Origin of the sequence: Bradyrhizobium frederickii (genome assembly GCF_004570865.1) — a bacterium.
GTDB lineage: Bacteria > Pseudomonadota > Alphaproteobacteria > Rhizobiales > Xanthobacteraceae > Bradyrhizobium > Bradyrhizobium frederickii.
In genome coordinates this window covers 37515-62792 of the sequence record NZ_SPQS01000002.1, presented here as the reverse complement: position 1 = coordinate 62792, position 25278 = coordinate 37515, and the positions used below count along the sequence as shown (strand labels likewise).

At 64.8% G+C, this 25278-nt stretch carries 26 protein-coding genes; 11 read left to right on the top strand and 15 right to left on the bottom strand.

Annotated features, from left to right (window positions below):
- Positions 1–3 precede the first annotated feature (3 nt).
- On the bottom strand, positions 4–819 hold the full coding sequence (gene fabI, locus E4K64_RS03105; protein ID WP_126256671.1) for an enoyl-ACP reductase FabI: 816 nt from the start codon (positions 817–819) through the stop codon (positions 4–6).
- A 173-nt stretch (positions 820–992) separates the two neighbouring features.
- On the opposite strand from fabI, the gene E4K64_RS03100 reads away from it, so the two are divergent.
- A complete protein-coding gene (locus E4K64_RS03100) occupies positions 993–1481 on the top strand; it encodes an RNA polymerase sigma factor (protein WP_028144186.1) in 489 nt (162 codons plus the stop codon).
- Between the two features lie 106 nt (positions 1482–1587).
- Entirely contained in the window at positions 1588–2358 is a 771-nt protein-coding gene (locus E4K64_RS03095; protein ID WP_135162130.1) for an anti-sigma factor family protein, read from the top strand.
- A gap of 314 nt (positions 2359–2672) precedes the next feature.
- Here E4K64_RS03095 and E4K64_RS03090 read toward each other — a convergent pair whose 3' ends face one another.
- Entirely contained in the window at positions 2673–3635 is a 963-nt protein-coding gene (locus E4K64_RS03090) for a DnaJ C-terminal domain-containing protein (protein ID WP_135162129.1), read from the bottom strand.
- Positions 3636–3744: 109 nt separating this feature from the next.
- The gene (locus E4K64_RS03085; RefSeq protein ID WP_167771784.1) at positions 3745–4152 is read right to left on the bottom strand and encodes an RT0821/Lpp0805 family surface protein; all 408 of its coding nucleotides are present in this window, start codon (positions 4150–4152) and stop codon (positions 3745–3747) included.
- 113 nt (positions 4153–4265) lie between these two features.
- Here E4K64_RS03085 and pdxH point away from each other — a divergent pair, with 113 nt between their 5' ends.
- Together pdxH and E4K64_RS03075 are read left to right on the top strand one after the other, a co-directional pair.
- Complete coding sequence (pdxH, locus tag E4K64_RS03080; RefSeq protein WP_126256676.1) at positions 4266–4907, top strand: pyridoxamine 5'-phosphate oxidase; 642 nt, start codon at positions 4266–4268, stop codon at positions 4905–4907.
- 50 nt (positions 4908–4957) lie between these two features.
- Positions 4958–5710 carry an SDR family NAD(P)-dependent oxidoreductase gene (locus E4K64_RS03075; RefSeq protein WP_126256677.1) on the top strand — a complete coding sequence of 251 codons (753 nt, stop codon included), beginning with the start codon at positions 4958–4960 and terminating at the stop codon, positions 5708–5710.
- 175 nt (positions 5711–5885) lie between these two features.
- On the opposite strand, the gene E4K64_RS03070 is transcribed toward E4K64_RS03075, so the two are convergent.
- Both E4K64_RS03070 and E4K64_RS03065 read right to left on the bottom strand, forming a co-directional pair.
- Positions 5886–6101, bottom strand: a complete 216-nt coding sequence (locus tag E4K64_RS03070) for a hypothetical protein (protein ID WP_126256678.1) — start codon at positions 6099–6101, stop codon at positions 5886–5888.
- A gap of 207 nt (positions 6102–6308) precedes the next feature.
- Entirely contained in the window at positions 6309–7286 is a 978-nt protein-coding gene (locus E4K64_RS03065; RefSeq protein WP_135162127.1) for a magnesium transporter CorA family protein, read from the bottom strand.
- 335 nt (positions 7287–7621) lie between these two features.
- Between E4K64_RS03065 and E4K64_RS03060 the strand changes: the two genes are divergently transcribed.
- The gene (locus E4K64_RS03060; protein WP_135162126.1) at positions 7622–8299 is read left to right on the top strand and encodes a L,D-transpeptidase; all 678 of its coding nucleotides are present in this window, start codon (positions 7622–7624) and stop codon (positions 8297–8299) included.
- 38 nt (positions 8300–8337) lie between these two features.
- On the opposite strand, the gene E4K64_RS03055 is transcribed toward E4K64_RS03060, so the two are convergent.
- Positions 8338–9462 carry an extensin family protein gene (locus E4K64_RS03055; protein WP_135162125.1) on the bottom strand — a complete coding sequence of 375 codons (1125 nt, stop codon included), beginning with the start codon at positions 9460–9462 and terminating at the stop codon, positions 8338–8340.
- Positions 9463–9526: 64 nt separating this feature from the next.
- Here E4K64_RS03055 and E4K64_RS03050 point away from each other — a divergent pair, with 64 nt between their 5' ends.
- On the top strand, positions 9527–11155 hold the full coding sequence (locus E4K64_RS03050; protein WP_135162124.1) for a fatty-acid--CoA ligase: 1629 nt from the start codon (positions 9527–9529) through the stop codon (positions 11153–11155).
- A gap of 242 nt (positions 11156–11397) precedes the next feature.
- Positions 11398–12252, top strand: a complete 855-nt coding sequence (locus E4K64_RS03045) for a DUF1499 domain-containing protein (RefSeq protein ID WP_135162123.1) — start codon at positions 11398–11400, stop codon at positions 12250–12252.
- Between the two features lie 117 nt (positions 12253–12369).
- On the opposite strand, the gene E4K64_RS03040 is transcribed toward E4K64_RS03045, so the two are convergent.
- The 4 genes from E4K64_RS03040 to E4K64_RS03025 all read right to left on the bottom strand — a co-directional run bounded on the left by E4K64_RS03040 (position 12370) and on the right by E4K64_RS03025 (position 17841).
- Positions 12370–13293: an MBL fold metallo-hydrolase gene (locus E4K64_RS03040; RefSeq protein WP_135162122.1), complete on the bottom strand. Its 924-nt coding sequence runs from the start codon at positions 13291–13293 to the stop codon at positions 12370–12372.
- Positions 13294–13433: 140 nt separating this feature from the next.
- Positions 13434–14648: an acyl-CoA dehydrogenase gene (locus tag E4K64_RS03035; protein ID WP_126256685.1), complete on the bottom strand. Its 1215-nt coding sequence runs from the start codon at positions 14646–14648 to the stop codon at positions 13434–13436.
- Between the two features lie 215 nt (positions 14649–14863).
- Entirely contained in the window at positions 14864–15940 is a 1077-nt protein-coding gene (gene ribB / locus E4K64_RS03030) for a 3,4-dihydroxy-2-butanone-4-phosphate synthase (protein WP_135162121.1), read from the bottom strand.
- 170 nt (positions 15941–16110) lie between these two features.
- Positions 16111–17841 (bottom strand): cation:proton antiporter, encoded by a 1731-nt coding sequence (locus tag E4K64_RS03025; RefSeq protein ID WP_135162120.1) that lies wholly within the window; start codon positions 17839–17841, stop codon positions 16111–16113.
- A gap of 67 nt (positions 17842–17908) precedes the next feature.
- On the opposite strand from E4K64_RS03025, the gene E4K64_RS03020 reads away from it, so the two are divergent.
- Both E4K64_RS03020 and E4K64_RS03015 read left to right on the top strand, forming a co-directional pair.
- Positions 17909–18436: a DUF3124 domain-containing protein gene (locus E4K64_RS03020; RefSeq protein WP_167771783.1), complete on the top strand. Its 528-nt coding sequence runs from the start codon at positions 17909–17911 to the stop codon at positions 18434–18436.
- Between the two features lie 89 nt (positions 18437–18525).
- Positions 18526–19758: an aminotransferase-like domain-containing protein gene (locus tag E4K64_RS03015; RefSeq protein ID WP_135162118.1), complete on the top strand. Its 1233-nt coding sequence runs from the start codon at positions 18526–18528 to the stop codon at positions 19756–19758.
- Positions 19759–19768: 10 nt separating this feature from the next.
- On the opposite strand, the gene hpaD is transcribed toward E4K64_RS03015, so the two are convergent.
- On the bottom strand, positions 19769–20623 hold the full coding sequence (hpaD, locus tag E4K64_RS03010; RefSeq protein ID WP_135162117.1) for a 3,4-dihydroxyphenylacetate 2,3-dioxygenase: 855 nt from the start codon (positions 20621–20623) through the stop codon (positions 19769–19771).
- 18 nt (positions 20624–20641) lie between these two features.
- A complete protein-coding gene (locus E4K64_RS03005; RefSeq protein ID WP_128916759.1) occupies positions 20642–20914 on the bottom strand; it encodes a helix-turn-helix domain-containing protein in 273 nt (90 codons plus the stop codon).
- A gap of 158 nt (positions 20915–21072) precedes the next feature.
- Here E4K64_RS03005 and E4K64_RS03000 point away from each other — a divergent pair, with 158 nt between their 5' ends.
- Both E4K64_RS03000 and E4K64_RS02995 read left to right on the top strand, forming a co-directional pair.
- On the top strand, positions 21073–21525 hold the full coding sequence (locus E4K64_RS03000; RefSeq protein WP_135162115.1) for a hypothetical protein: 453 nt from the start codon (positions 21073–21075) through the stop codon (positions 21523–21525).
- 95 nt (positions 21526–21620) lie between these two features.
- On the top strand, positions 21621–21860 hold the full coding sequence (locus E4K64_RS02995; protein ID WP_135162114.1) for a hypothetical protein: 240 nt from the start codon (positions 21621–21623) through the stop codon (positions 21858–21860).
- 60 nt (positions 21861–21920) lie between these two features.
- On the opposite strand, the gene E4K64_RS02990 is transcribed toward E4K64_RS02995, so the two are convergent.
- From E4K64_RS02990 to E4K64_RS02980, 3 genes are all read right to left on the bottom strand, one after another.
- Positions 21921–22739: an aldo/keto reductase gene (locus E4K64_RS02990; RefSeq protein ID WP_135162113.1), complete on the bottom strand. Its 819-nt coding sequence runs from the start codon at positions 22737–22739 to the stop codon at positions 21921–21923.
- A 143-nt stretch (positions 22740–22882) separates the two neighbouring features.
- Entirely contained in the window at positions 22883–24457 is a 1575-nt protein-coding gene (locus tag E4K64_RS02985; RefSeq protein WP_135162112.1) for an alkaline phosphatase D family protein, read from the bottom strand.
- Positions 24458–24799: 342 nt separating this feature from the next.
- Positions 24800–25219 carry a hypothetical protein gene (locus E4K64_RS02980; RefSeq protein ID WP_135162111.1) on the bottom strand — a complete coding sequence of 140 codons (420 nt, stop codon included), beginning with the start codon at positions 25217–25219 and terminating at the stop codon, positions 24800–24802.
- Between the last annotated feature and the right edge of the window lie 59 nt (positions 25220–25278).

Genomic DNA, 25278 nt, shown 5'->3' with positions numbered 1-25278 from the left:
AGATCAGTCCTTGCCGCCGAACGAAATATCCGGCGCATCGGGCCTCTTCATGCCCAGCACGTGATAACCGGAATCGACGTGATGCACCTCACCGGTGACGCCGCGCGAGAGGTCGGAGAGCAGATACAACGCGCTGCCGCCGACGTCCTCGGTCGACACGTTGCGCCGCATCGGCGCGTTGGTCTCGTTCCACTTCAGGATATAGCGGAAGTCGCCGATGCCGGAGGCGGCGAGCGTCTTGATCGGACCGGCCGAGATCGCGTTGACGCGGATGTTCTTCTCGCCGAGGTCGGCGGCGAGATAGCGCACGCTGGCCTCCAGCGCCGCCTTCGCTACGCCCATCACGTTGTAATGCGGCATCCACTTCTCGGCACCGTAATAGCTGAGCGTGATCAGCGAGCCGCCATCCGTCATCAGCTTCTCGGCGCGCTGCGCCACGGCCGTGAACGAGTAGCAGGAGATCAGCAGCGACTTCGAGAAATTCTCCGCGGTAGTGTCGACGTAGCGGCCTTCGAGCTGCTCGCCATAGGCGATCGCGTGCACCAGGAAGTCGATCTTGCCCCACTTCTCCTTCAGCACCGCGAACGCCGCATCGATGGTCGCGGCATCGGTGACATCGCAATGGCCGAGCACGAGACCGCCGATCTCGGCGGCCAGCGGCTCGACGCGCTTCTTCAGCGCATCGCCCTGATAGGTGAAGGCGAGCTCGGCGCCGGCGGCGTGGCATGCCTTGGCGATGCCCCAGGCGATCGAGCGGTTGTTGGCAAGACCGAGGATCACCCCGCGCTTGCCCTGCATCAGACCTGAATTCTGCGCCATGTTTGAACGTCCCGTCGAACTCTTGCTGAGGTCTGGAGGTACACCAGCCCTCCTTTGCGGTACAGCCCTAATACGCCGCGTTAACGCTGTTTAGAGCACCGGAATAGCCGTTCCATTCGGGTGTTATGATCCCTATAGGCGCTTGCGCCTGAGACCAGGACGTCAAGACCGCAATGAGCGCGTTTCGCCAGAGTGTGGAAGCCATGATCCCGGCGTTGCGCCGCTACGCCCGCGCGCTCACGCGCGACGCGGACGCGGCCGACGATCTGGTGCAGGACACGCTGGTGCGGGCCCTGCGCTCGGAGCGATTGTTTCTCGGAGGCGACGTCAGGAGCTGGCTCTACACGATCCTGACCAACCTCAACAAGAACCGGCGGCGCTCGCTGGCAAGGCGGCCGCAATTCATGCAGCTGACGGAGAACAATCCCGATGCCAGCGGCACCGAAGCCGAAGGGCGCGACATCGAGAGGGCGCTGGCGACGCTCGTCGAGGAGCAGCGTTCGGTGCTGCTCCTGGTCATGCTGGAAGGCATGAGCTACCGCGAGGTCGCCGACATTCAGGGCGTGCCGATCGGCACCGTGATGTCGCGCCTCGCCCGTGCCCGTGCCCACGTCAAGGCCTCGCTGGAAGGCGAGCGCCCGACGCTCAGGCGGGTGAAATGATGGCAGGGTCGATGCATCGCGGATCATCCGCCCGCAGCGTGCCGATGCCGCGAGCAAATTTGAGCTTTGGACGACATTGTGGGCCACAGAGCCAGAGACGATTGAGATGAACGAGCGCAAGATCCCAGTGACCGAGGACGAACTGCACGCCTTTGTCGACGGCGAGCTGCCGGCCGAGCGCCGTGCCGACGTCGAGGCCTGGCTGGTCGCCCATCCGGAAGAGGCCGAGCGCGTGCAGTCCTGGCGCGCCATGGCGGAGATGCTGCACGCCCGCTACGATTCCATCGCCCACGAGCCGGTGCCGGCACGGCTGGAGCTCGAGCGGCTGGAGCGCGGCCCGCGGCAATGGCTCTATGGCGCCGCCGCGGCTGTGCTGGTTGCCTTCGTCGCCGGCGGCACGGCCGGCTGGGTCGCGCATGGCGCCGCCAGCGCCCCCTCGACCTTCCAGAGCTTCACCGCGGATGCGCTCGACGCTCACCGCCTCTATGTCGTCGAGGTCCGCCACCCCGTCGAGGTCGGCGGCAATGAGCGCGACCACCTCCAGGCCTGGCTGACCCGGCGCTGCGGCTGGACCGTGTTCGCGCCGAACCTGGAGGCCAGCGGGCTGAAGCTGGTCGGCGGCCGGCTCTTGCCGGGGCCGAATGGCCCTGCGTCGTTCCTGATGTATGAGGGCGTCTCGGGCGAGCGCTACACGATCTACACTGCCAAGACCGAGAATGGTGCGACGCAAATGCGTTACGCCAGGACCGACAAGGACGGCGCGCTGTTCTGGGCCGAGCGTGGCGTTGGTTACGTCGTCAGCGGCGGCGGCGATCGCGACCGGCTGACCAAGGTGGCGCAGGCGGTCTATGACCAGGCTGAGAAAAACGGCACCTAAACCACCGCTTGAGCACAGTGCCTAGATTCCGTCATTGAAAATTTGGAATCAAGACATCGGCGCGTCTCATTATCGCACCGGATGATCACGCGAAAATGAGCAGCGTTCGATCCGCCGATCGACGCGGGCGGCCTCGATTGGGGTTTTTGGTACCGCGCTGGTCCCCCTCTCGAGGCCGCACCTTTTTATCGGCTGCCCCGCCGGACAGCCGATACGTCGAGTTCATGAAGCGCTACCACGCCTCAGGCATATGATGAGCATCATCTCCAGGACGAAGCCCTAGGCCTTTAGGAGAACCCCTTCAGTTCGATCGTCTAACCAAGCCCGCTACGTGGATTGTAGGGGTGTTGGTCCCGCCACTTCTCCATCAATGCTTCAAGCTCGGCGTCGTTCCCATCCGGTAGCATAATCCTGACGGTGACGAAGAGATCCCCGGTTCCGCCGGATTTCGGCAGGCCCTTGCCCTTGAGGCGGAAGGTCCGGCCACTGGAGGTGTTTTTCGGGACCGAAAGCTCCACGGCATTGCCGAGAGTAGGCACGCGGACCTTCCCGCCGAGCACCGCCTCGTAGAGCGTGACCGGCAGGTCGATCCTGAGATCGGCGCCCTCGACCTTGAAGAACGGGTGCGGCGCGATGTTGATGGTGATCAGGAGATCCCCGGGCGGATGCCCCTGCGCGCTCTCGCCCTGCCCGCGCAGCCGAATCTGCTGACCCTCGGTGACGCCGGCAGGAATCTTGACGTTGAGCTCCTTGCCTGTCGGCAGCCGGACGCGCTTCTCGCCGCCCTTGACCGACTCTTCCAGCGAGACGGACATGGCAACGTTGACGTCGAGATCGAGCCCGATGCCGCCGGTGTCGAATTCGAATTGAGCTCCGCCGCCGGCCCCCGGCCGCGCGCCGCGCATCCCGCCGCCGAACATGCTGTTGAGAATATCCTCGAACGCGCCGCCGCCCGCGCCGGGGCCGCCGCCGGAGCGGAACGTATAGCTTTCGAACCCGCCGGGACCGGCGCGGCCGCGCGGCCCGCCACCGCCCGGAAACCCCTGGAAGCGCGGCTTGCCCTCGGCATCGATCTCGCCGCGGTCGAATTGCTTGCGCTTGTCCTCGTCGCCGATGATCTCGTTCGCCGAGTTGATCTCGGAGAAGCGCTCGGCGGCTTTCGGGTCGCCCTTGTTGCTGTCGGGATGGTGCTTCTTGGCAAGCTTGCGATAGGCGCTCTTGATGGCGGCAGCGCTGGCGCTCCGCGGCACCCCCAAGACCTCATAGGGGTCGCGCATCCGTCACGTCTCCTTCAAGAATTCGAATTGTTCAAAGGGCTCCCCGCCCCACCTGCGATCCATGTGGGGAGAGAGTGGCATTTTTGCAACTAGGGGCGTGCGCCGATTCCTAGCTCCGCCACGGCTTTAGCGTATGAATCTCCCAACGGCCACGGCTGCTTTGGCAGCCGGCGCCCTGGAGCCAGCTTTCGGTCGTCCCGTTGACGTAGCTCGCCAGGAAATCGCGGCATCTGCGGCCGTCCTCGGCGGCATAGGATTGCGCGATCGGCGTCACCGAGCCGCGCGCCCCGGTCTCCGGATTCTCCCAATGCTGGCTGGAATCCTTGTCGCCCTTGCTGAGGACGTCGGTGGCGGCGTTGCGGGCGAAGGCGAGATCGGTCTCGGTCGGCGGCGCGTCCTTCGCCGGTCGCGCGATCGAGCCGGTGAGGTCGCTGTCGTCGGCCTTGGCGTAGGCACTCTGGTCGTTGCGGGAAAAGCTGCAGCCCCCGGCCCCGAGCCCGATGAGAATGATCGTCATGACGAAGCCGGACGGCCGGATCGCCGATAGGCCAACGCGTCCCCATGCCCTATATAGGGCGGTAGCGGACAACAACGCGTTTTGGGCCGCGGGACGCAACTCGGACTCCAGACATGACCGACACGACCTCGATGAAACACCAGACACCCTTAACATCCGGTGATTTCACCGCCGCCGACGAGCCATTTGCGCTGTTCGAGAGCTGGCTGAACGAGGCGATCAAGAGCGAGCCGAACGATCCGAACGCCATGGCGCTCGCGACCGTCGATCCCGACGGCCTCCCTGACGTGCGCATGGTGCTGATGAAGGGCTTCGATACCGCGGGTTTCGTCTTCTACAGCCACATCGCCAGCCAGAAGGGCCGCGAACTCGCCGCAAATCCTAAGGCAGCGTTACTTTTTCACTGGAAGTCGCTGCGCCGTCAGGTCCGCATCCGCGGCAACGTGACGCCGGTGACTGACGCCGAAGCCGACGCCTATTTCGCCACCCGGCCCAAGCAGGCCCAGATCGGCGCCTGGGCGAGCAAGCAGTCCGAGGCGCTGGAGAGCCGCTTCGCCTTCGAACAAGCCATCGCGAAAGTCGCAGCCAGATACGTCATCGGCGAAGTGCCGCGCCCGCCGGGCTGGAGCGGCTGGCGCATCACGCCCTCACGGATCGAGTTCTGGCACGACCGCCCGTTCCGCTTGCACGACCGCATCGAATTTCGTCGTGACGCGGCTGGCCAGAAGTGGTCCAAGACGCGGATGTATCCTTGACCCTCATCTTGACCCTTGTCTCGAGCTTTGGGCCGACCTGAAAGATGTCCATGCCGCATTCGTCCAATGCGCCGCGCCGCACGCTGCTCCTGACCGGAGCCAGCCGCGGCATCGGCCACGCCACCGTGATCCGCTTCTCCTCGGCGGGCTGGCGCGTCATCACCTGCTCGCGGCATCCTTTCCCCGAGGACTGCCCGTGGGATGCGGGTCCTGAGGACCACATCCAGGTCGACCTCGCCGATCCCAGGGACACGACCCGCGCGATCTCCGACATCCGCAACCGTCTCGAAGGCGGCATGCTGCATGCGCTGGTCAACAACGCCGCGATCTCGCCGAAGGGCCCGGGCGGCTCGAGGCTCGGCTCGGTGGATACCGACCTCGAGACCTGGACGCATGTCTTTCACGTCAATTTCTTCGCGCCGATCATGATCGCGCGCGGGCTGATCGAGGAATTGAAGGCGGCCAAGGGCTCGGTCGTGAACGTCACCTCGATCGCGGGCTCGCGCGTGCATCCGTTCGCAGGGGCCGCCTACGCCACCTCGAAGGCCGCCCTGGCATCCCTGACGCGCGAGATGGCCTCCGATTTCGGCCGCATCGGCGTGCGCGTCAACGCCATCGCGCCTGGCGAGATCGACACCTCGATCCTGTCGCCGGGCACCGAGAAGATCGTCGAGCAGCAGATCCCGCTGCATCGCCTCGGCACGCCCGACGAGGTCGCCAAGATCATCTACGTGCTGTGCACGGACACCAGCTCCTACGTCAACGGCGCCGAGATCCACATCAACGGCGGCCAGCACGTGTAGGCGTCACTGTCATTGCGAGCGCAGCGAAGCAATCCAGAATCTTCCCGTGGAAAGACTCTGGATTGCTTCGTCGCAGGAGTTCCTCGCAATGACGGAATTGGAACCAGCGTTTCGGGAAGCAAGGCGATCCAGACAACGCCGCCGCAAGACCTGGATCGCCCTCGCCTTCCGTCCCTCAATCGATTCGAATCCGACGTGACCTGTCGCGCGGCCGCGGAGCGGCCGAGCTGAATGCGGTCGAGCAATCGTCGTCGTTCTCACCGTCGAGCAGCGGAGCACCACAGTGCCGGCACATGCGCACCGACATCGACGCCTTGCCGCCCGTCATCGCCCGACGATAGTTTGCCAGATCGATGACGTTGCGGGGCGACGTTATGTGTTTTTCAACCATGGCTGGTTCCTCGCGGCTACGCACTACTTATCGCAGACAAGTTTCGCGCAAACGTTCAGCCCACCGCTCAAATTTTACCGGAGGAATTGCGGCACGATGCACCCATCACCGTGACGCCTCAATCCCGATCTATTCTGCGACACGATTCATCGTGTCTGTGCGACCGGCGTAAGGTCTCGGTAGCTATCTTCCGAGCGCGCGACGCGATCAGAGCCACTTCTTCCATTTGAAGATCCAGTACGGGACGATCGCGGCGATCAGCATCATCACCAGCGCCATCGGATAGCCGTGCACCCATTCGAGTTCCGGCATGACCTTGAAGTTCATGCCGTAGACGGAGGCGATCAGCGTCGGCGGCATCAGGACGACCGCCATGACCGAGAACAGCTTGATGATGTTGTTCTGCTCGAGATTGACGACGCCGAGCATGGCGTCGAGCACGAAGGTGATCTTGTTGGAGAGATAGGAGGCGTGGTCGGTCAGCGAGGCCACGTCGCGCTGCATGGTCTTGAGCTGCTCGCGCATGTCCTTTGACCATTTCACGCCCTCGACGACCGCGGACAGGAACGCCACGACGCGACCGATCGAGACAAGGCTCTCGCGAACCTTCGAGGTCAGGTCGCCCTTGCGGCCGATCGAGATCAGGATCTGGGAATATCTCTTTGCCTGCCCGTGGCGCGTGCTCTCCGGCTCGAAGATGTCGTGGCTGACCTGGTCGATCTCGGCGCCGCAACGCTCCAGGATGTCGGCGCAGCGGTCGATCACGGCGTCCAGCAGCTCCATCAGCACCGTCTCGCCGGTGATGGACGGCGTACAGGAGCGGGCGAGCTTGGCCTCGACGAGCGCGAAGGGCTTGGGGAGATCGTAGCGCACCGTCACCAGGCGGTGGTCGGCGAGGATGAAGGTCACCGCCGTGGTCCTGGGCATGTCGGTATCGGAGTGGCACATCAGAGTCGCGGTCATGTAGCGCCCGCCGTTCTCGATATAGAGGCGGCTCGAGATCTCGATCTCCTGCATGTCTTCCCGGGTCGGGATGGCGATGCCCGCGAGCCGCTCCACCGCCTTGTCCTCAGCCGCGCTCGGATTGACCAGATCGATCCAGACCGCGCTTTCGGACAACGCGGAAAGATCCTCGATCACGACCTTCTTCAGGGCGGACTCCGAGGGAACAAACACCGAAAGCATGCACGACTCCGGGGACCTGCGACAGAATGACAGCCCTTAGCGCGATTCTGGCCAATTCACGATGACAACTGCATTAAGGATGCGTTTGCATTTGGGGGCGCGTCATGGCTCAACTGTGGCACGGAAACGACAGCTTGCCATTTCTCGCCCCAAAACCTGCACGTTGCCGCAAAATTTGCGGCAGAAAAGCCACAGGTGGGCTCTCGCAGCGCGGGAAAAGGGCTTCAGTGCTGGAATTGTGGCAGATTTCAACGATAATGGGATTAACGGAGTCGAGGAACTTGGGCGGTAAGCTCAGGCATTCCGCACGGTATTGTTTTGATTGGAACCAAACCATGTCGTCGCTGAAAGTTATGTTTGGGATTTTGGCCGCTGGCCTGATGCTGTCGGGCTGCATGCAGGCCACTCGCTATGAGGCGACCGACACCAAGGCCTTCAAGCCGAAGGACAAGGAACTCCTCGCCAAGGTCAAATACGAGAATGCCCCGGTCGCGGAGCCGTTCCGCCGCGCCATCGTCGAGTACCACCGCAAGGAATCGCCGGGCTCGATCGTGGTCGATTCCGACAACCATTATCTCTATTACGTGCTGGAGGGCGGCAAGGCGATCCGCTACGGCATCACCGTTGGCGAAGAGGCCATGGCTTGGTCGGGCATCGCCAAGGTGGGCAGCAAGACCGAGTGGCCGGCCTGGCACCCCACCCCCGGCGAAATCTCGCGCCTGGGCGTGCCGACCTATGTCGCCCCCGGCCCGGACAACCCGATGGGCTCCCGCGCGCTGTATCTCTACTCGGGCGGCAAGGACACGCTGTTCCGCATCCACGGCACCAACCAGCCGGAATATATCGGCGCCTCGATCTCGTCAGGCTGCATCCGCCTGACCAACGAGGACGCGATCGATCTCTATGATCGCGTCAAGGTCGGCACCCTCGTCGTGGTGCTTGAGCCGAAGCACGGCGACTCGCCCTACAACTCGCGGCTTGCGCTTGGCGGCAACCAGCCGGGCAGCTACTGATCGCCGCCTGATCTTCCTGACATCCAAAAGCGCCGGCTTCACCGGCGCTTTTTTGTTGCCGGCTTGTGCGGCCGGGATTTGCCGCCCTTGGCCGCCGACTTCTCCGCAGGCGCTGGAGCCTTCTCCGCCGCCTCCTCGTCATCGCCTTCCCGTGCATCAGGCTTGACCTCGGGCTTGGCCTCAGGCTTGGCCGCGACCTCGCGCGGCGGCGCTTCCTCGGGACGTTCCGCCGGCAGCAGCGGGGCGACCTGTGGCAGCGGATCCCAGACATTCCACTGGCAAATCCGGTAACCGTTGCGCCGCTGCGCCAGGTCGAGATGGATATGGTCCTCGTGGTACCAGTCCGAGCCCGGGCCGAGCACGGTGGAAAACCGCGCGCAGACCGAGTGCAGCACGCGTTCGCGCACGTCGCGCGGCATGGTACGGTCGGTGAGTCCGATCGACTGCCCGTTGGCCAGCTTGATGGCGCGCACGTCGATGGCGTTGGCCTTGCCGTGCTCCGAAAGCAGCGCGCCGGCGACGCGGTTGCGGCCGCGGCACTCGAAGGAATCGAAATTATCGAGGTCGCTGATGGTCGAGCCGAGGCTGCTGGCCAACGGCACCATGTCCTTGCGCAGCCAATCGGCGATCGCGGACGCCATGGTGCAGCGAAGGATCGCCGCCGGCTTGACCGTCACCTTGCGCTTGTCCGGCAGCACGACGGCTTCCAGCCGCACCAGATCCTCGCCGCCGCAGGCGCCGGGGCCGCGGATATCCGGAATGGAGGGCGCGATCGCGATCTCCTCGGTCAGCGCGAGACGGCAGGCCGAGGCCTGCTTCTCGGGCGGCGCCGCGGCCTCTGCGGGCTTGTCGGCTTCCGGCTTGTCGGGAGACGGCCGGTCCCGGGAAGGTTTATCCTCGACCTCCGCCGGCGCCGCTTCCGGCGCTTTGGGAGCCTCCTCGGGGCGCGGTCTCGGCAGCGGAATCCTGGCGGAATGAACCGCCGGACGCGGCCGGGGTGCGGCGATACCGAAGATATCCAGGGGGGATGTCTGCCTTCGCGCCTCTGCCCGGTCGACGAGCACAAGGGATAGCCCGAGCGCAGCGGTAACTATTGCCGCGCCAGCGGACATATAGCCGCGACAAGACCATTTGCGGCGAAAGTCCGGCAGGCTAAAAGTCATGGCAATCTTTGGCCCAACGCTGAGAGCGACAACGCGCCCAGCGACTTCTCGGAGGAACGTCGGAATGCTTGGTTTGATGCAAGATTGGCCCCTGCTCTGCCACCGGATCATCGAACACGCCGCCAAAATTCATGGCAAGCAGGAGGTGGTCACACGCTCGGTCGAGGGACCGATCCATCGCACCACTTACGCCGAGATCCACAAGCGCGCGCTCAAGGTCTCGCAGATGCTGGAGCACGACGGCATCAAGCTCGGAGACCGTGTCGCGACCATCGCCTGGAACACCTGGCGCCATCTCGAGGTGTGGTACGGCATCATGGGGATCGGTGCCATCTGCCATACCGTCAATCCCCGCCTTTTCCCCGAGCAGATCGCCTGGATCATCAACCATGCGGAAGACCGCATCGTGATGACCGACCTCACCTTCATTCCGATCCTGGAGAAGATCGCCGACAAGCTGCCGAGCGTGGAGCGCTACGTCGTGCTCACCGACAAGGCGCACATGCCTGAGACCACGCTGAAGAACGTGATCGCCTACGAGGACTGGATCGCGCAGGCGGACGGCAAATTCAAATGGAAGGACTTTGACGAGAACACGGCAGCCGCGATGTGTTACACCTCCGGCACCACCGGTGATCCCAAGGGTGTGCTGTATTCGCATCGCTCCAACGTGCTGCACGCGCTGATGGCCAACAATGTCGACGCCCTCGGCACGAGTGCGTCCGAGACAATGCTGCCGGTGGTCCCGCTGTTCCACGCCAACAGCTGGGGCATCGCCTTCTCCGCGCCTTCGCAGGGCACCAAGCTGGTCATGCCCGGCGCCAAGCTCGACGGCGCCTCGGTCTATGAGCTGCTCTCGACCGAGAAGGTGACGCACACCGCCGGCGTGCCGACGGTGTGGCTGATGCTGCTCCAGCACATGTCCGCCAATAATCTCAAGCTGCCGGATCTGAAGATGGTGATCTGCGGCGGCTCGGCGATGCCGCGCTCGATGATCAAGGCCTTCCTCGACATGGGCTCGAACGTGCGCCACGCCTGGGGCATGACCGAGATGAGCCCGATCGGCAGCGTCGCGGCGCTGAAGCCGCCGTTCCACAACGCCACCGGCGATGCCAAGCTCGACGTGCTCCAGATGCAGGGCTATGCACCCTTCGGTGTCGAGATGAAGATCACCGACGATGCCGGCAAGGAGCTGCCCTGGGACGGCAAGACCTTCGGCCGGCTGAAGGTCTCCGGGCCTGCCGTGGCCAAGGCCTATTACCGCGTCGACAGCAACATCCTCGACGAGGCAGGCTTCTTCGACACCGGCGACGTCTCGACCATCGACGAGGACGGCTACATGCGGATCACCGACCGCTCCAAGGACGTGATCAAGTCCGGCGGCGAGTGGATCTCCTCGATCGACCTCGAAAACCTCGCGGTCGGCCATCCGGCGGTGGCGGAAGCCGCCGTGATCGGCGTATTCCACCCCAAATGGGACGAGCGCCCGCTGCTGATCGTGCAGCTCAAGCAGGGCCAGCAGGCCACCCGCGAGGAGATCCTGAAGTACATGGACGGCAAGATCGCCAAATGGTGGATGCCCGACGACGTCGCCTTCGTCGAAGGTATTCCGCACACGGCCACCGGCAAGATCCTGAAGACGGCGCTGCGCGACCAGTTCAAGGATTATCGCTTCCCGAACGCGGCGGCGTAAGTCACCACGGCCGTCATGCCCGGGCTTGTCCCGCCTGCGCGGCCGAAGCCGCTTCGGCGAGGCGAAGGCCCGGGCATCCACGTTCTGACCTGAAGAAAGATAGGCGTGGATGGCCGGGACAAGCCCGGCCATGACGGCGAGAGGGATGGCGGAACCCTTGAATTTGCCGCCGCGCCGTGGTCTCAACGGCTCGTCGTCGCGCCAAATCGGCCGGCATCGCCAACCCCGGCAGAGCTCACTCGATGGCCCGCAGGTTTTCCGCTCCCTATCAGTCGGAGCCCGTGTCCAGCCTCGCGAGCTGGGCGCGCAATCTGGCCGTGTTCGCGGTGGTGGCGGTGGTGGTGTCGATCATCATCGTCCGCTTCGATTTCCTGGAGCCGAAGCCGGCGCTTGCGACCTTCTTGGGCGGGCTCGCGATCGCCGGTCTCTCGATCCTGTTCGGGCTCGCCGGCTTTGCCGCGATCTGGCAGAACGGCTCGCGCGGCATGGCGCGCATCCTGCTCGCTTTCCTGATCGACGGGGCGATCCTCGCCTATCCTGCCTATCTCGCCCTGCAATATCGCAAGCTGCCGGCGATCTACGACATCACCACCGACCCGATCGACCCGCCGCGTTTCGAGGCGCTGGCACGCCTGCGCACCGGCGAGGGCACCAATCCCGCGGTCTATGCCGGCCTCTATTCGGCGGAGCAGCAGCGCCACTTCTATCCCGACGTCGAGCCCGTCGAGCTCGAGATTTCCGTCGATCGCGCCTATGCGATCGCCCTCCAGCTCGTCAACAAGCGCAAATGGATCGTCATCGACGAGCGTGCACCGCAGCCGCCGCGCCGCATCGGCCGCATCGAGGCGGTGGCGCGCACGCCGATCATGGGTTTCCGCGAGGACATTTCGATGAGGTTCGTGGCGGACGGCGATGATTCCCGCGTCGATATCCGCTCGGCCTCGCGCAATTTCGACAGCGATCTCGGCAGCAACGCGGCGCGGATCAAGAAATTCATCGACGATCTCAATACCGCCGCCGATGCCGACGCGCTCAAGCCGGTGAAGAAGACGCCGGTGACGCCGCCGAAGGCCCCGGCAAAGACGGTGAAGAAATAGTCCCACCGTCATTCCGGGGCGCGTGTTAGCGCGAGCCCGGAATCCATTCATCCACCAACGCTGAGGCCCGATGGATTCCGGGCTCGCCGCTTCGCGGCGCCCCGGAATGACAGCGAGTCAGGCGTTCGCCATCCGATACGTCCCGCCGATCACGGGATCGCCCTCGGTCGCGACCACGCCGCGGGCGACCAGATCTTCCAGATGCGCCAGCACGGAATAGCCGGCGGCCGTCGTCAACCTGGGATCGATGCCGATATAGATCGCGCGGACCATGGTCGGGATGTCGGTCTCGCCCTTGGCGAGGCGGTGCAGGATCGAGGCCTCACGCGCCTTGCGGTGCCGGATCAGGAAGCGCACGAAGCGCTGGCCATCGGGAATCTCCGGGCCGTGGCCCGAGAAATAGAGGTCTTCCTCGCGTGCGGCGAGCCGGTCGAGCGAAGCCATGTAGTCGATCATCGAGCCGTCGGGCGGCGCCACGATCGAAGTCGACCAGCCCATCACGTGATCGCCGACGAAGTTGAACTTCCGCTCCGGCCAGGCGAAGGCCAGATGATTGGCGGTGTGTCCCGGCGTCGCCACGGCCTCGAGCCGCCAGCCGTCTCCTTCGACGACGTCGCCATGTGCAACGCTGACGTCCGGTGCGAAATCGCGATCGGCGCCGGATTCCGGATTGTGCTTCTCGCTCTCGAAACGCGGGCGCGAGGCCCGGTGCGGGCCTTCGGCGTAGACCGGCGCCCCCGTCGCCTGCTTGATCCGCGCCGTGTTGGGCGAATGGTCGCGATGGGTGTGGGTGACGAAGATATGGCTCACCGTCTCGCCGCGCACGGCATCGAGCAGCGCAGCCGCATGCGCTTCATCGTCCGGACCTGGATCGATGATCGCGACATTGCCTCGGCCGACGATGTAGCTGACCGTGCCGGTGAAGGTGAACGGGCTCGGATTGTTGCAGAGCACGCGGCGCACGCCGGGTCGGACTTCCTCGACGATGCCGGGCTTCAGCGGAAAATTGCGGTTGAACGGGACGTCGTCGTTGTCGGACATGGCTTGCTCATTCCCTGCTGACTTCGTCATGCCCGGCCTTGTGCCGGGCATCCACGCTCTTCGCGTGGCCTAAGACGTGGATGGCCGGGACACGCCCGGCCATGACGCAGTTGGAGAGTTCTCGTGCCTCACGCTTCCGCTCAGAAAAACGCCTGAATGCCCGTGATGGCGCGGCCCAGGATCAGGGCGTGGACGTCGTGGGTGCCCTCGTAGGTGTTGACCGTCTCGAGGTTCTGGACGTGGCGCATGACGTGGTATTCGATCGAGATGCCGTTGCCGCCGTGCATGTCGCGGGCGGTGCGGGCGATGTCGAGGGCCTTGCCGCAATTGTTGCGCTTCATGATCGAGATCATCTCGGGCGCGAACTTGCCCTCGTCCATCAGGCGGCCGACGCGAAGCGAGCCCTGAAGACCCAGCGCGATCTCGGTCTCCATGTCCGCGAGCTTCTTCTGCACGAGCTGGGTTGCGGCGAGCGGCTTACCGAACTGCTTGCGGTCGAGCGTGTACTGGCGGGCGCGATGCATGCAGTCCTCGGCCGCGCCGAGCGCGCCCCAGGATATGCCGTAGCGGGCGCGGTTGAGGCAGCCGAACGGGCCCTTCAGGCCCGAGACGTTGGGCAGCAGCGCGTCTTCCGGAACCACGACGCCATCCATCACGACCTCGCCGGTGATGGAGGCGCGAAGCGAGAGCTTGCCGCCGATCTTCGGCGCGGAGAGGCCCTTCATGCCCTTCTCCAGCACGAAGCCGCGGATCTGGTTGTCGTGCGCGGCCGACTTGGCCCAGACCACGAACACGTCGGCGATCGGCGCGTTCGAAATCCACATCTTGCTGCCGGTGAGGCGATAGCCGTCCGAGACCTTCTCGGCGCGCGTCTTCATGCCGGCGGGATCGGAGCCCGCGTCCGGCTCGGTCAGGCCGAAGCAGCCGACCCACTCGCCGCTGGCGAGCTTCGGCAGGTACTTCTTGCGCTGGTTCTCGTCGCCATAGGCGTAGATCGGGTACATCACCAGCGAGGACTGCACCGAGTTCATCGAGCGGTAGCCGGAATCGACCCGCTCGATCTCGCGCGCGACGAGGCCGTAAGCCACGTAGCTCGCGTTGGCGCAGCCATATTCCTCAGGCAGCGTGATGCCGATCAGGCCGAGTTCGCCCATCTCGTTGAAGATCTCGCGGTCGGTCTTCTCTTCGAGATAGGCCTTGGCGACGCGCGGCAGCAGCTTGTCCTGGGCGTAGGCGCGGGCGGTGTCGCGCACCATGCGCTCGTCTTCGGTGAGTTGCTCGTCGAGCAGGAACGGATCGTCCCACTGGAAAGAAGCCGCAGCCGGCTTGTCCTTGGCCTGAGGGCGCACGCTCATGAAACGTCCTTTCGCGTCTGGTTCCGTCAACAATTGCCCGACAAACTAAAGCGCCGCGGCAACAAGTGCAATTGCGTCCTGGTTTCGGTCATTCCGGGGCTACGCGACGGGACCGCGTAAGCACGGTCCGGAGCGCCGAACCCGGAATCTCGTTTCTACAACATCGAGATTCCGGGTCTGGCGCCTTCAGCGCCATCCCGGAATGACACCGCGTGTCAACTCTCGAGCAGCTCGTTGGCGACGATCTCGATGCCGAAGCCCGACAGGCCCTTGTAGTCGTGCACCGAGGAGGTGAGATGCCGGATGGAGGTGACGCCGAGATCGCGCAGGATCTGCGCACCGACGCCGACCTCGCGCCACTGGCGGTTGCGGTCGGCCTCCGTCGACGACTCGTCCGACAACGGCGCCACGGGGACGCCGGCCGCGCCATCGCGCAAGTAAACCAGCACGCCGCGGCCGGATTTCTTGAAATGCTCGAGCACGGCCGCCATGCGCTTGTGACCGGTGAAGGTGTCCTTGACGATGTTCGGCTTGTGGAAGCGCGTCAGCACGTTCTTGCCGTCGCCGACGCCGTTATAGACGAAGGCGACATGGGCGATGGAATCGAACGGCGAGCGGTAGGCATAGCCCTGCAAGGGTCCAATCGGGCTTTCGGTAACGAAGGTCGAGACCCGCTCGATCAGTTTTTCGCGCGCCTGGCGGTAGGCGATCATGTCCGCAATGGTGACGTGCTTCAGCTTGTGCCTGGCCGCGAACTGCGCGACCTGCTCGCCCTTCATCACGCTGCCGTCGTCGTTCATCAATTCGCTGATGACGCCGACCGGCGGCAGGCCGGAGAGCTTGCAGAGATCGACCGCGGCCTCGGTATGGCCGGAGCGCAAGAGCACGCCGCCGTCCTTGGCGATCAGCGGGAAGATGTGACCGGGCCGGGCGAAATCGTTGGCGCCGACATTGGGATTGGCCAGCGCACGGCAGCAGGAGGCGCGTTCCTCGGCGGAGATGCCGGTGCCGCCATCGGGCTTGTAGTCGATCGACACCGTGAAGGCGGTGGTGTGCGCGGAATCGTTATGGGCCACCATCGGATCGAGCCGCAGGCGGCGCGCGTCATCGCCGGTCACAGGCGCGCAGACAATGCCGGAGGTGTGGCGGATGATGAACGCCATCTTCTCGGCGGTGCAGAGCGAGGCGGCGACGATCAGATCGCCCTCGCCCTCGCGGTCCTCGTCGTCGGTGACGACGACGAGCTCCCCCCGGGCAAAGGCCTGCAAGACTTCCTGAATGCTATCGGGCATTTCCCAATCTCTATCGGTTATGCCGGGAGGCTTAGCCGGACTTGGGCCGGGGCGCTAGTGTCCTGGACGCAACCGCATATTCCGGGCGGCGGGCCCATCGAAGGCCGGCTTGCACCGAAGATACCAGGATATAGGCGCAGACAGCCGGAGAGGAAGGCGGCCGGATGCCGTCAAGGCAGCACCTCGCGCCGCTCGCCGAGCCGCTGATCGAGTTCGGCACGCTTTTCGGCGAGCAGGCCGGCCTGGGCGGCTTCGATCACGGTAAACAACTCATGGGCGTCGCTGAGCCGGGTCACGGTGACGTAGCTGGCGCCGGCCTCGTAGAGGGCGCCGACGTCGGCCAGGAGGTCGGCCGTGGCGACGATCAGGGCGGTCGGATTGAGCGCGCGGACGTGGCGGACCAGCTTCTCGTTGGTGGCACCCTTCAGCAGCGAATCCGGCACGCTGAGGATGATCATCTCGGACTTGCCGATGCCGGCATGGAGCAGCGTATCGACATTGCTGATGTCGCCATAGATCACGTGCAGGCCGCGCGACAGCAGGGTCTGGTACACATTGGGGTTGAAGTCGACCACCGTGATCTGCTCCAGCAGCACCGGCGCCTGCCGCTCGATCTCGGCCAGCAGCGCGCTCGCGGCACGGAAAAAACCGAGGATGACGACGCGGCGGGCCTCGCCATGGCCGCCCTCGTGCCCGTCCTCGGCATGGCCGCTGCCGTGATCGAGGTCGCGCAGGCCGATCCGCTTCAAGGGGCCGATCGCCCAGCGGGTGATCTCGTCGCTGCGGCTCATCGCGAAGGTCGAGAGCACCGCCAGCACCACGAAGGCGAAGGAGGCGGCGTTCGCCGTCTCGGCTGCGATGTGGTGATCGGCGACGCCGGTCTGGATCACCACCAGCGAGAACTCGGAGATCTGCGCGAGGTTGAGGGCCGGCAACAGGCTGGCGCGCAGGCCCTGCTTCATCAGGTAGAGCGGCGTGAAGGTGGTGAGGAGGCGGCTCACCACCGTGAACGCCGCGATCATCAGCGCCAGCCCGATCACGGAGAGACCCGGTACGGGAATGGTCATGCCGAGCGCGACGAAGAACAGGGTGATGAAGAAGTCGCGCAGCGTGGTGACCTTGGCGGTGACGTCGAGGGCGTAGGGAAAGGTCGAGAGCGAGACGCCGGCGATCAGGGCGCCCATCTCGCGCGACAGCGACAGCCGTTCGGCGGTTTCGGCGACGAGAAAGCACCAGGCCAGCGCGCCGAGCAGGATCAGCTCGGGGCGCCGGGCGATCTGGTGGAACAGCCGCGGCAGCACGTAGCGGCTGACCAGCAGCGCCGCGGCGACCAGCACCGCGACGCGGCCGATCGAGAGCAGGATGACGACGGCCTGCAGATTGGCAAGGCTCGGCTGCACCGCCAGGAACAGGATGGCGAAGATGTCCTGAAGCACCAGCACGCCGAGCGTGATGCGCCCCGGCAACGTGTCGAGCTCGCGCTTCTCGTAGAGCACCTTGACGATAATGACGGTGCTCGACAATGCGCAGGCGACGCAGAGATAGACCGCATCGAAGTGCCCGCCGCCGAGCGCCAGGCCGATGCCGACGAAGAACAGGAGCCCGAGCAGGCAGCCGCCGAGCAGCTGGCTGCCCGCCGCGAACAGGATCACCCGCCCTGCCCGCACGATCTTCTTCAGGTCGATCTCCAGGCCGATCATGAAAAGCATGAAGATCAGGCCAAGCTCGGAGATGACGCTGATCGATTCCTGCGAGTGGACCCAGCCGGCGCCGAATGGACCTATGCAGAAGCCAGCGATAAGGTAGGCCAGGATCAGCGGCTGCCGGGAGAAATGGGCGAGCAGGCCCAGCATCCAGGCAAAGAGGATAGAGAGAGTGATGTCGCGAATGAGCTCGTGCATACCAAATTGGTCCGTTTTGCCGCACCCTAGAGACGGGTTGCGGCGCGGCAAGCGAGCAATTCGTCACATGCGAAAGGGGTTGCTCGCAGCAATGCTGCTATGCCCCCTCGCCTTTGCCGTGCCCGCGGCCGCACAATCCAAGGTCAATATCGAACAGAACTTTGCCGATTCCCTCGCCGCAATGCCGAAGGAAGAGCTTGCCGTCTCCGGCGGGTTCTACGTGCCCGCTTACTCCAGCGTGGCGATGAGCCAGGGCAAGCTGCGCGTCGACTTCTCGGTGACCCTGAGTGTTCACAACGCCTCCGAGACCCAGCCGCTGGTGATCAAACGCATCGCCTATTTCGACACCGCAGGCAAGCAGGTCGAGACCTACCTGAAGGATCAGGTGGCCCTGAAACCGCTGGCCACGATCTCGATCTTCATTCCGACCGACGACGTGCGCGGCGGGACCGGGGCCAATTTCCTGGTCGACTGGGCCGCCACGGGCGAGATCGCCGAGCCCGTGGTCGAGGCCCTCATGGTTGGCGGCATCGCCAATGCGCATTACGCTTTCATCAGCCAAGGCCGTCCGACCAGGACGGCGACCAAGAAGTAACGCCGTCCGACCAGGACCGCCGGCAAGAAGTAAGGCGGCCGGTGCAACGCCGGCTGGCTCAACAAGAACAGAAAACGAGGAACGCCCCCATGACGTCCAGCTTCGATTTCGCGCCCCTGTTTCCGGCAGGGCTGCCGGCCCCTTCCGCGCGCTGGACGGGCCTTGCCAAATACAGTTTTGTCGGCGGCAATAACGATTCCGAGCAGGTGCCGCTCGACGAGCTGATCGAAGCGACCAGCACAGTGCTGCGCCGCGAGGGCCGCTCGCTCGCCACCTACGGGCTGGCGCATGGGCCGCAGGGTTACCTGCCCCTGCGCGAATTCCTGGTGACGAAGCTCAAGCGCGATGCCGGCATCACCTGCACCGTCGACGATCTCCTGATCGTCTCCGGCTCGCTGCAGGCGCTCGATCTCGTCAACGCGACGCTGCTGACCCGCGGCGATACCGTGATCTTCGAGCAGGACAGCTATCAGGGCTCCCTGACCCGCCTGGCGCGGCTCGGCGTCAACGTGGTCGGCGTCCCCCTCGACAAGGACGGCATGCGGATGGACCTCTTGGCCTCCACGCTCGCCGACCTGAAGAGCCGTGGCATCCGTCCGAAATACATCTACACCATTCCGACGGTGCAGAACCCGACCGGCAGCATCATGCCCGAGAGCCGCCGCGCCGAGCTGGTGCGGCTTGCGGCCGAATATGGCGTGCCCATCTTCGAGGACGATTGCTATGCCGACCTGGTCTGGTCGGGGCAGCGGCCACCGGCGATCTACGCGATGAGCCCGACCGGCGGCGTAATCCATATCGGCTCGTTCTCGAAATCGATCGCGCCGGCGCTGCGCGTCGGCTTCATCGTCGCGCCCTGGGAGGTGATGTCGCGGATGCTGGCGCTGAAGACGGACGCGGGCTCCGGTGCGCTGGAGCAGATGGTGCTCGCCACCTATTGCAAGCCGCATTTTTCGACCCACGTGCCGGCTTTGACGAAGGCGCTGCGCACCAAGCTCGACACGCTGATGGAGGCGCTGAACGAGCAGTTCGGGACGGCGGCGGAATTCGAGGAGCCCAAGGGAGGAATCTTCCTCTGGGTGAAGCTACCCGAGCAGGTCGATACGTTGAAGCTGTATCAGGCCGCGCTCGCCGCCGGCGTCTCGATCAATCCGGGACCGGAATGGTCGACCAACAAGGCCCGTTCCAGCTCGCGGCTCAGGCTGTGCTTCGCAAGCCCCACGCACCAGCAGATCCGCGAGGGCGTCGCCGTGCTGGCCGAGGTCTGCCGCAAGGAATTCGGAGTGCCGGCCCGCAGCGCCAATGTGGAGAAACGGGCCTGAGGCCGCCGCCTTACGCCTCGACGTGAAATTCCACGTTGACCTGGCCGGAGCCGGAGGACGGGAAATAGTCACACAGCTGCTCAGCGGCGCCGCGATAGTCGTGCCAGCCTAGCGCGGCGAACAGCATGATGGTGTCGGCCATGCCGCCTTCACCGTTGCACTTGGTGGCGTAGTCCGGAAGCATGTCGAGGAATTCGCGGTAGCGGCGGCTCTGCCACAGCTCGAGCACGCGCAAATCGACCTGGCGGTTGAACTCGCTGGCGACCGAGGTCCACGCCTCCGGGCCGAGCTTCTTGTTCGGCCAGAGCCGGTGCGAGAGCGAGCCGCTGGCGAGGACGGCGACCCGCTCGCCGGATGCATCGATCGCCCGGCGGGTCGCTTCGCCGAGGACCCGGCTCTCCTCGAACGAGGTGAACAGCGGCGAGGCGACCGAGACGACCTTCGCAAAGCCGTCCGGGTTCATGTAGTGCATCGGCACGATCGTGCCGTATTCGAGCCCGAGGCTCGCCACCTGATGGGCGATCACGTTCAGGCCCGCCTCTCCGGCCCTATCAGCGATGGCCTCCGCCAGGGGCGAATCACCCGGCAGATCGTAGCGCAGATCCTGGATCATCTGCGGCGCCTCGTGGCTCGTGAACGAGCCGCGATGCCTCGCATTGGCATTGATGTGGTAGCCGAAATTGGAGAGCCAGTGGGTGTCGAACACCACGAAGCAGGTGACGCCGCGCTCTTTCGCCCGCCGGCCGAGTTCGCGCAGGGACCTGACCGCCGGCTCGCGCGCGGCACGCAACGGGCTGCCGGGTTGCTCCGACAGCATCAACGATGGAACGTGGGTGACCTTGGCGGCGAGTACGAGCTGCCCCATGGCGGTCCCCTCGAAGCGTCAGGCCGCCTGGGGCTGACTGCCGTGGATTGCGGAGGCAAGCCGCAGCAAAAGCACGATCGAGACGTTGCCCTTGCCGGCCTCGATCTGGGCGATATAGCGCTCGGAAATCCCGGAACGGCGGGCCAGCTCGCGGCGCGACAGGTCGCAGCGCATGCGCGAGGACCGCAGGCGATCGCCCAGCTCGGTCAGAAACTCGGTCTCGGAATAAGGCGGCACGGCACAGCTCCCCGGCAGCACTTCGCCCGCAAAATCCATGACTTGATTCAGCATTGGTGTATCCAGGTTGGCCTTCGGGAAACGCCATCCTACCCCGGAAAAGACCGGGCTCATTGACGCGGATCAAATTCGCGAGTGATCGGCGGCCGCCATGGACGGAAGCGGGCGGGATGCTACACTTTGGAATTCTTCGAGGCGGGGTTCTCTAGGACATGACGCGTTGTTTGAGCCGCTGGATCGCGGCTGCGCTGCTGTGGGCGGCGATCGCGCCTGCGGCCAGTGCCGAGACGCTGGCCGCGACGATCGAGCAATGGGGCCTGCTCGGCTCATGGGCGGTCGACTGCGCAGCGAAGCCCGACCGCGACAAGGGCGCGCTGCTGACCTACGAGATCCAGAAGGACGGCCGGGTGATGTACCGGCGCAATTTCGGCGACGCCAAGGACGAGAACGAGGTGGTGTCGGCCACGGTCGGCGCCGAGGGTCTGCTCAATGTGATGGTGTACTTCCCCTCGCTGCACCAGGCGCGTGAGTTCGGGCTGGTGCTCCTGAAGGACGGCAGTCTGCGCGCGATCTACAATCGCAGCGAACGCGGCGAGTACACGATCCGGGACGGCAAGTACGTCGCGACGGGCGCACCGACGCCAACGCAACAACGTTGCGATTAGTCACCTGAACAGCTGTTCAGAATTCTCCTGCGATTCTCCCGGAACGTTCGCGTGAATGCCCGGTTTAGATTGGCATTCGATTGGAGGAGGACATCATGAAGAAGCTTGGTTATGTGGTTGCGGCCGTGGGCGCGCTTGTGATCGCGGCGCCGACGCTGGCAAGCGCCGAGACGGTGGTGATCAAGCGCGGCTATCACCATCATCATCACGGCCCGTACGGCGCCCGCGCCGAATTCCGCGAGCATCGCGACCATGGCTGGCATCGCGGCTGGCGTCACCATCGCGACAAGGTCGTGGTGATCAAGCGCAGCCACCGCCATCATCACTGGGACTAATGCGCAACGCGAATGAAAATGGCCCCTCACGGGGCCATTTCTATTGCCCAAGCACGCGAGCTAATCCCACGCCGGCGCGAAGCCTGGATTGACGCAACGCCTGTCCTTCGGCAACGCGGCGATCTTCTTGCGGTCGGCATCGTCGAGCGTGATCTTCAGCGCATCGAGGTTGGCCTGCTGGCTCTCGCGGCGCGAGGCCTTCGGGATCGCGGCGACACCGTCCTGGTCGAGCAGCCATTTCAGCGCGACCTGCGCGGCGGTCGCGTTGTGCCTGGCGCCGATCTCGGCCAGCACAGGATCCGAGGCAACCCGCCCCTGCGCCAGCGGACAATACGCGACGAGCGGGATCGATTTCGCCGTGAGATAGGCCAGCACCTTCGATTGATCGAGCATGGCGTGATATTCGACCTGGTTGCAGGCGATCGGCGCCTTGACGTCCTCGACCGCGATCTTGAGCAGCGCCGTGGTGAAATTGGCGACGCCGATGGCGCGCGTGCGGCCCTCCTCCTTCAGCTTGATCAAGGTCTCGAACACCGCGCCCCAGTTCGCGGATTTTGAGGGCCAGTGCACGAGATAGAGGTCGACATGGTCGAGCCGGAGCTTGTTCAGGCTGGCGTCGAAGGCGCGCCGGATCGCGTCAGGCGTGAGGTTCTCGTGCCAGACCTTGGTCGTGACGTGAAGCTCGCCACGCGGCAGGCGGGACGCGGCGATGGCCGATCCGATCGGCTCCTCATTGGCATACATCTCCGCGGTGTCGATGTGGCGATAGCCGATCGATAGCGCGCTCTCGACCGCGGCGCGGCAGGCATCGCCCTGCATGCGAAAAGTGCCGAGGCCGAGCTTGGGCATGCTGATGCCCTGGGTCTTCAGATTGTCCATGAACAGGCTCCTGAGGTATTGCATCCCGCCGGCCGCGCGGCGAGGCCGCGTGAGCAGATCTTTCGGTGATGGAAAAGAGATGGCGGGAGCAAGCAGCATAGCCCGACGAGGGCGGCGCGGCCAATCAAGATCGGGTTAGCGACCTACGAATGCTGCGCCACCATGGCCGGTCGCGCTTGCGGCTGCGGCGCGATGTCGACCGACCAGAGGCTGCGGTTATCGACGTCCTTCAAAGTCACCGTCATGACGCCGCTGCGGCCGTCGATGTCGACACGGCCAAAGAATTGCAGGCCGAAACAAGGCGCCAGATTTTCACCCTGCGCCGCGCTGCAGCCGTTCTGGTACATCGCGACGGGTCCAAAGGTGTTGTCGAGCTCGGCCGGGCCCCAGGTCCCGGCATGCAGCGGGCCGGAGACGAACTCCCAGAACGGCTCAAATTCCTGGAATTGCGCCCTGTTCGGATCATAATGATGCGCGGCGGTGTAATGCATGTCGGCGGTGAGCCAGACGATGTTGCGCACACCGGCGCGCTTGACGGAGCTGAGAAGATCGGCGATCTCGTGCTCCCGCCGATCGGGCGGCCCGTCGCCGAGCGCGACGGCATCCAGGCTGATCAGACCGATCGGCAGGTCGGCCGCGATCACCTTCCAGGTCGCGCGCGAGGCGGCAAGCTCGCGCTTCAGCCAGGCGAGCTGTTCGGCACCAAAGATCCAGCCGCGCCGCTCGCTGCCCTTGTTCCAGTTATCGTCGCGATAGCTGCGCATGTCGATCATGAAGATGTCGAGCAGCGGGCCGTAGGCAATCTTTCGATAAACCCGTCCCTGCTGCGCGCCGATATCGCGGATCGGCATGAAGTCGAAGAAGGCACGGCGGGCGCGCGCGACCAGGCGCGGGGTGCCGTCATCTTCAAAGCCTGCGTGATCGTAGCTGCCGGTCGGCGACCAGTCGTTGGTGACCTCGTGGTCGTCCCATTGCGCGAGCATCGGCACTTCCTCGTGGAAGGCGCGAAAGTTCTCGTCGAGATGGTTGTATTTGTAATTGCCGCGAAACTGCGCCAGCGTGTGCGCGACTTCGGACTTTTCCTCGATCACGAGGTTGCGCCAGGTCTCGCCGTTCGGCAGCTTCTGCTCTGACGGAATCGTGCAGTCGGCGTAGATGTGATCGCCGGAATGGATGAAGAAATCGGGGCGGTTGTCGAGCATGGTGCGATAGCCGCGATAGCCGCCGCGCGCGATGTCGATGCCCCAGCCCTGGCCCGCGACGTCGCCGGACCACACGAACGAGATCGACCGGCCGGCGGCCGGCGCAGTGCGGAAATGGCCGATGCGGCTTTCGCCGCGAAGGCCGGTTGCGATATCGTCGAAGCGGACGCGGTAGAAGACGTCCTGTCCCGGCGGCAGATCGTTCAGCAGCAGCTTTGCGGTGAAATCGCCATCCGCCAGCGCATCGCGCGAAGCCGACGCAATGATGGTCTTGAAACTCTCGATGGTCGAGCACTCCACATGCATCCGTGCGGCCCGGTCCGCGCGCGCCCAGACCACGGCGGAGCCATCGCAGACGTCGCCGGACTGAATCCCGCCGGCGACCTGCGGACGGTCGGCGGCGCGGCTGAGATACGGGGTTGCGAGGGTGCCGAGTGAGGCAACCGCCAGGCTTGAAGTCGAGCGGACCAGGAATTGCCGCCGGGTCCATGCGCGCGAAGCGCGGAGCGTTGCCATTCAGAAACCTTCGTCGAATCGCGACGGAAGGTGCCTGCGCTCCTTAACTTCCAGCTTACAGTTTGTTGACTCCCCGCCGACGGTTTTGCGACGCGGAGATGACGGGCGAGGTGAAGCGGCCGCAGCGTCGCTGCCTAGTGCGGAATGGGTTTAGGTTAGATCGACTGCCGGGGGTCGTTCACCTCTCCCGCTTGCGGGAGAGGTCGGCGCGGAGCGCCGGGAGAGGGCTTTCTCCTCTTGGAGATTGTCCCTTTGAGGATACAGCCCTCTCCCCGACCCTCTCCCGCAAGCGGGAGAGGGAGCGCACCTGCCTTGGAGCAATCAAATCTGATCCCATCACGCCTAGCGCTTCCAGTTGCAGATGCCTCCGGTGCGGCAGGGCCAGGTCTGGATGCGGGTGTCCATCGCCTGTGCGTCGAGCGGGTTGCCGTGACGATGCGCCAGCTTCGCGCGGGCTGCGCCGCGCGGCTGCGCGCTCTTCGCATGCGCGGCCTTCGGCTCGGCCACACGGACGCGTTCGGCGGCCAGCTTCTTCGGCACGTCGAGGGGCTCCGCGCGCGCCTGCGCCTCGTTGCCGCCGCGCGCTTCGAGGGCGACGGGTGCGAACTGCGTCTCGGGCCCGAGACGCTTCGGCGACAGCACGGCCCTGGAGAGATCGAGACCGAGATATTCGTCTGGCTTGTAGTCGTCGGCGCGGGCGATGCCGCCCCATGCGATGACGAGGGCAACGGCAATTGCAAAAGAACCGCTTTTCAGGACCACGGACACCTCCTGAAATTCCAGTATGAAAGGGGTAATTTACCCCTATTTAGGAGGCGTCG

Bases quoted from the DNA above. Each gene is read 5' to 3' on its own strand.
- fabI (WP_126256671.1), bottom strand. From the start codon at position 819: ATGGCGCAGAATTCAGGTCTGATGCAGGGCAAGCGCGGGGTGATCCTC.
- E4K64_RS03100 (WP_028144186.1), top strand. From the start codon at position 993: ATGAGCGCGTTTCGCCAGAGTGTGGAAGCCATGATCCCGGCGTTGCGC.
- E4K64_RS03095 (WP_135162130.1), top strand. From the start codon at position 1,588: ATGAACGAGCGCAAGATCCCAGTGACCGAGGACGAACTGCACGCCTTT.
- E4K64_RS03090 (WP_135162129.1), bottom strand. From the start codon at position 3,635: ATGCGCGACCCCTATGAGGTCTTGGGGGTGCCGCGGAGCGCCAGCGCT.
- E4K64_RS03085 (WP_167771784.1), bottom strand. From the start codon at position 4,152: ATGACGATCATTCTCATCGGGCTCGGGGCCGGGGGCTGCAGCTTTTCC.
- pdxH (WP_126256676.1), top strand. From the start codon at position 4,266: ATGACCGACACGACCTCGATGAAACACCAGACACCCTTAACATCCGGT.
- E4K64_RS03075 (WP_126256677.1), top strand. From the start codon at position 4,958: ATGCCGCATTCGTCCAATGCGCCGCGCCGCACGCTGCTCCTGACCGGA.
- E4K64_RS03070 (WP_126256678.1), bottom strand. From the start codon at position 6,101: ATGGTTGAAAAACACATAACGTCGCCCCGCAACGTCATCGATCTGGCA.
- E4K64_RS03065 (WP_135162127.1), bottom strand. From the start codon at position 7,286: ATGCTTTCGGTGTTTGTTCCCTCGGAGTCCGCCCTGAAGAAGGTCGTG.
- E4K64_RS03060 (WP_135162126.1), top strand. From the start codon at position 7,622: ATGTCGTCGCTGAAAGTTATGTTTGGGATTTTGGCCGCTGGCCTGATG.
- E4K64_RS03055 (WP_135162125.1), bottom strand. From the start codon at position 9,462: ATGACTTTTAGCCTGCCGGACTTTCGCCGCAAATGGTCTTGTCGCGGC.
- E4K64_RS03050 (WP_135162124.1), top strand. From the start codon at position 9,527: ATGCTTGGTTTGATGCAAGATTGGCCCCTGCTCTGCCACCGGATCATC.
- E4K64_RS03045 (WP_135162123.1), top strand. From the start codon at position 11,398: ATGGCCCGCAGGTTTTCCGCTCCCTATCAGTCGGAGCCCGTGTCCAGC.
- E4K64_RS03040 (WP_135162122.1), bottom strand. From the start codon at position 13,293: ATGTCCGACAACGACGACGTCCCGTTCAACCGCAATTTTCCGCTGAAG.
- E4K64_RS03035 (WP_126256685.1), bottom strand. From the start codon at position 14,648: ATGAGCGTGCGCCCTCAGGCCAAGGACAAGCCGGCTGCGGCTTCTTTC.
- ribB (WP_135162121.1), bottom strand. From the start codon at position 15,940: ATGCCCGATAGCATTCAGGAAGTCTTGCAGGCCTTTGCCCGGGGGGAG.
- E4K64_RS03025 (WP_135162120.1), bottom strand. From the start codon at position 17,841: ATGCACGAGCTCATTCGCGACATCACTCTCTCTATCCTCTTTGCCTGG.
- E4K64_RS03020 (WP_167771783.1), top strand. From the start codon at position 17,909: ATGCGAAAGGGGTTGCTCGCAGCAATGCTGCTATGCCCCCTCGCCTTT.
- E4K64_RS03015 (WP_135162118.1), top strand. From the start codon at position 18,526: ATGACGTCCAGCTTCGATTTCGCGCCCCTGTTTCCGGCAGGGCTGCCG.
- hpaD (WP_135162117.1), bottom strand. From the start codon at position 20,623: ATGGGGCAGCTCGTACTCGCCGCCAAGGTCACCCACGTTCCATCGTTG.
- E4K64_RS03005 (WP_128916759.1), bottom strand. From the start codon at position 20,914: ATGCTGAATCAAGTCATGGATTTTGCGGGCGAAGTGCTGCCGGGGAGC.
- E4K64_RS03000 (WP_135162115.1), top strand. From the start codon at position 21,073: ATGACGCGTTGTTTGAGCCGCTGGATCGCGGCTGCGCTGCTGTGGGCG.
- E4K64_RS02995 (WP_135162114.1), top strand. From the start codon at position 21,621: ATGAAGAAGCTTGGTTATGTGGTTGCGGCCGTGGGCGCGCTTGTGATC.
- E4K64_RS02990 (WP_135162113.1), bottom strand. From the start codon at position 22,739: ATGGACAATCTGAAGACCCAGGGCATCAGCATGCCCAAGCTCGGCCTC.
- E4K64_RS02985 (WP_135162112.1), bottom strand. From the start codon at position 24,457: ATGGCAACGCTCCGCGCTTCGCGCGCATGGACCCGGCGGCAATTCCTG.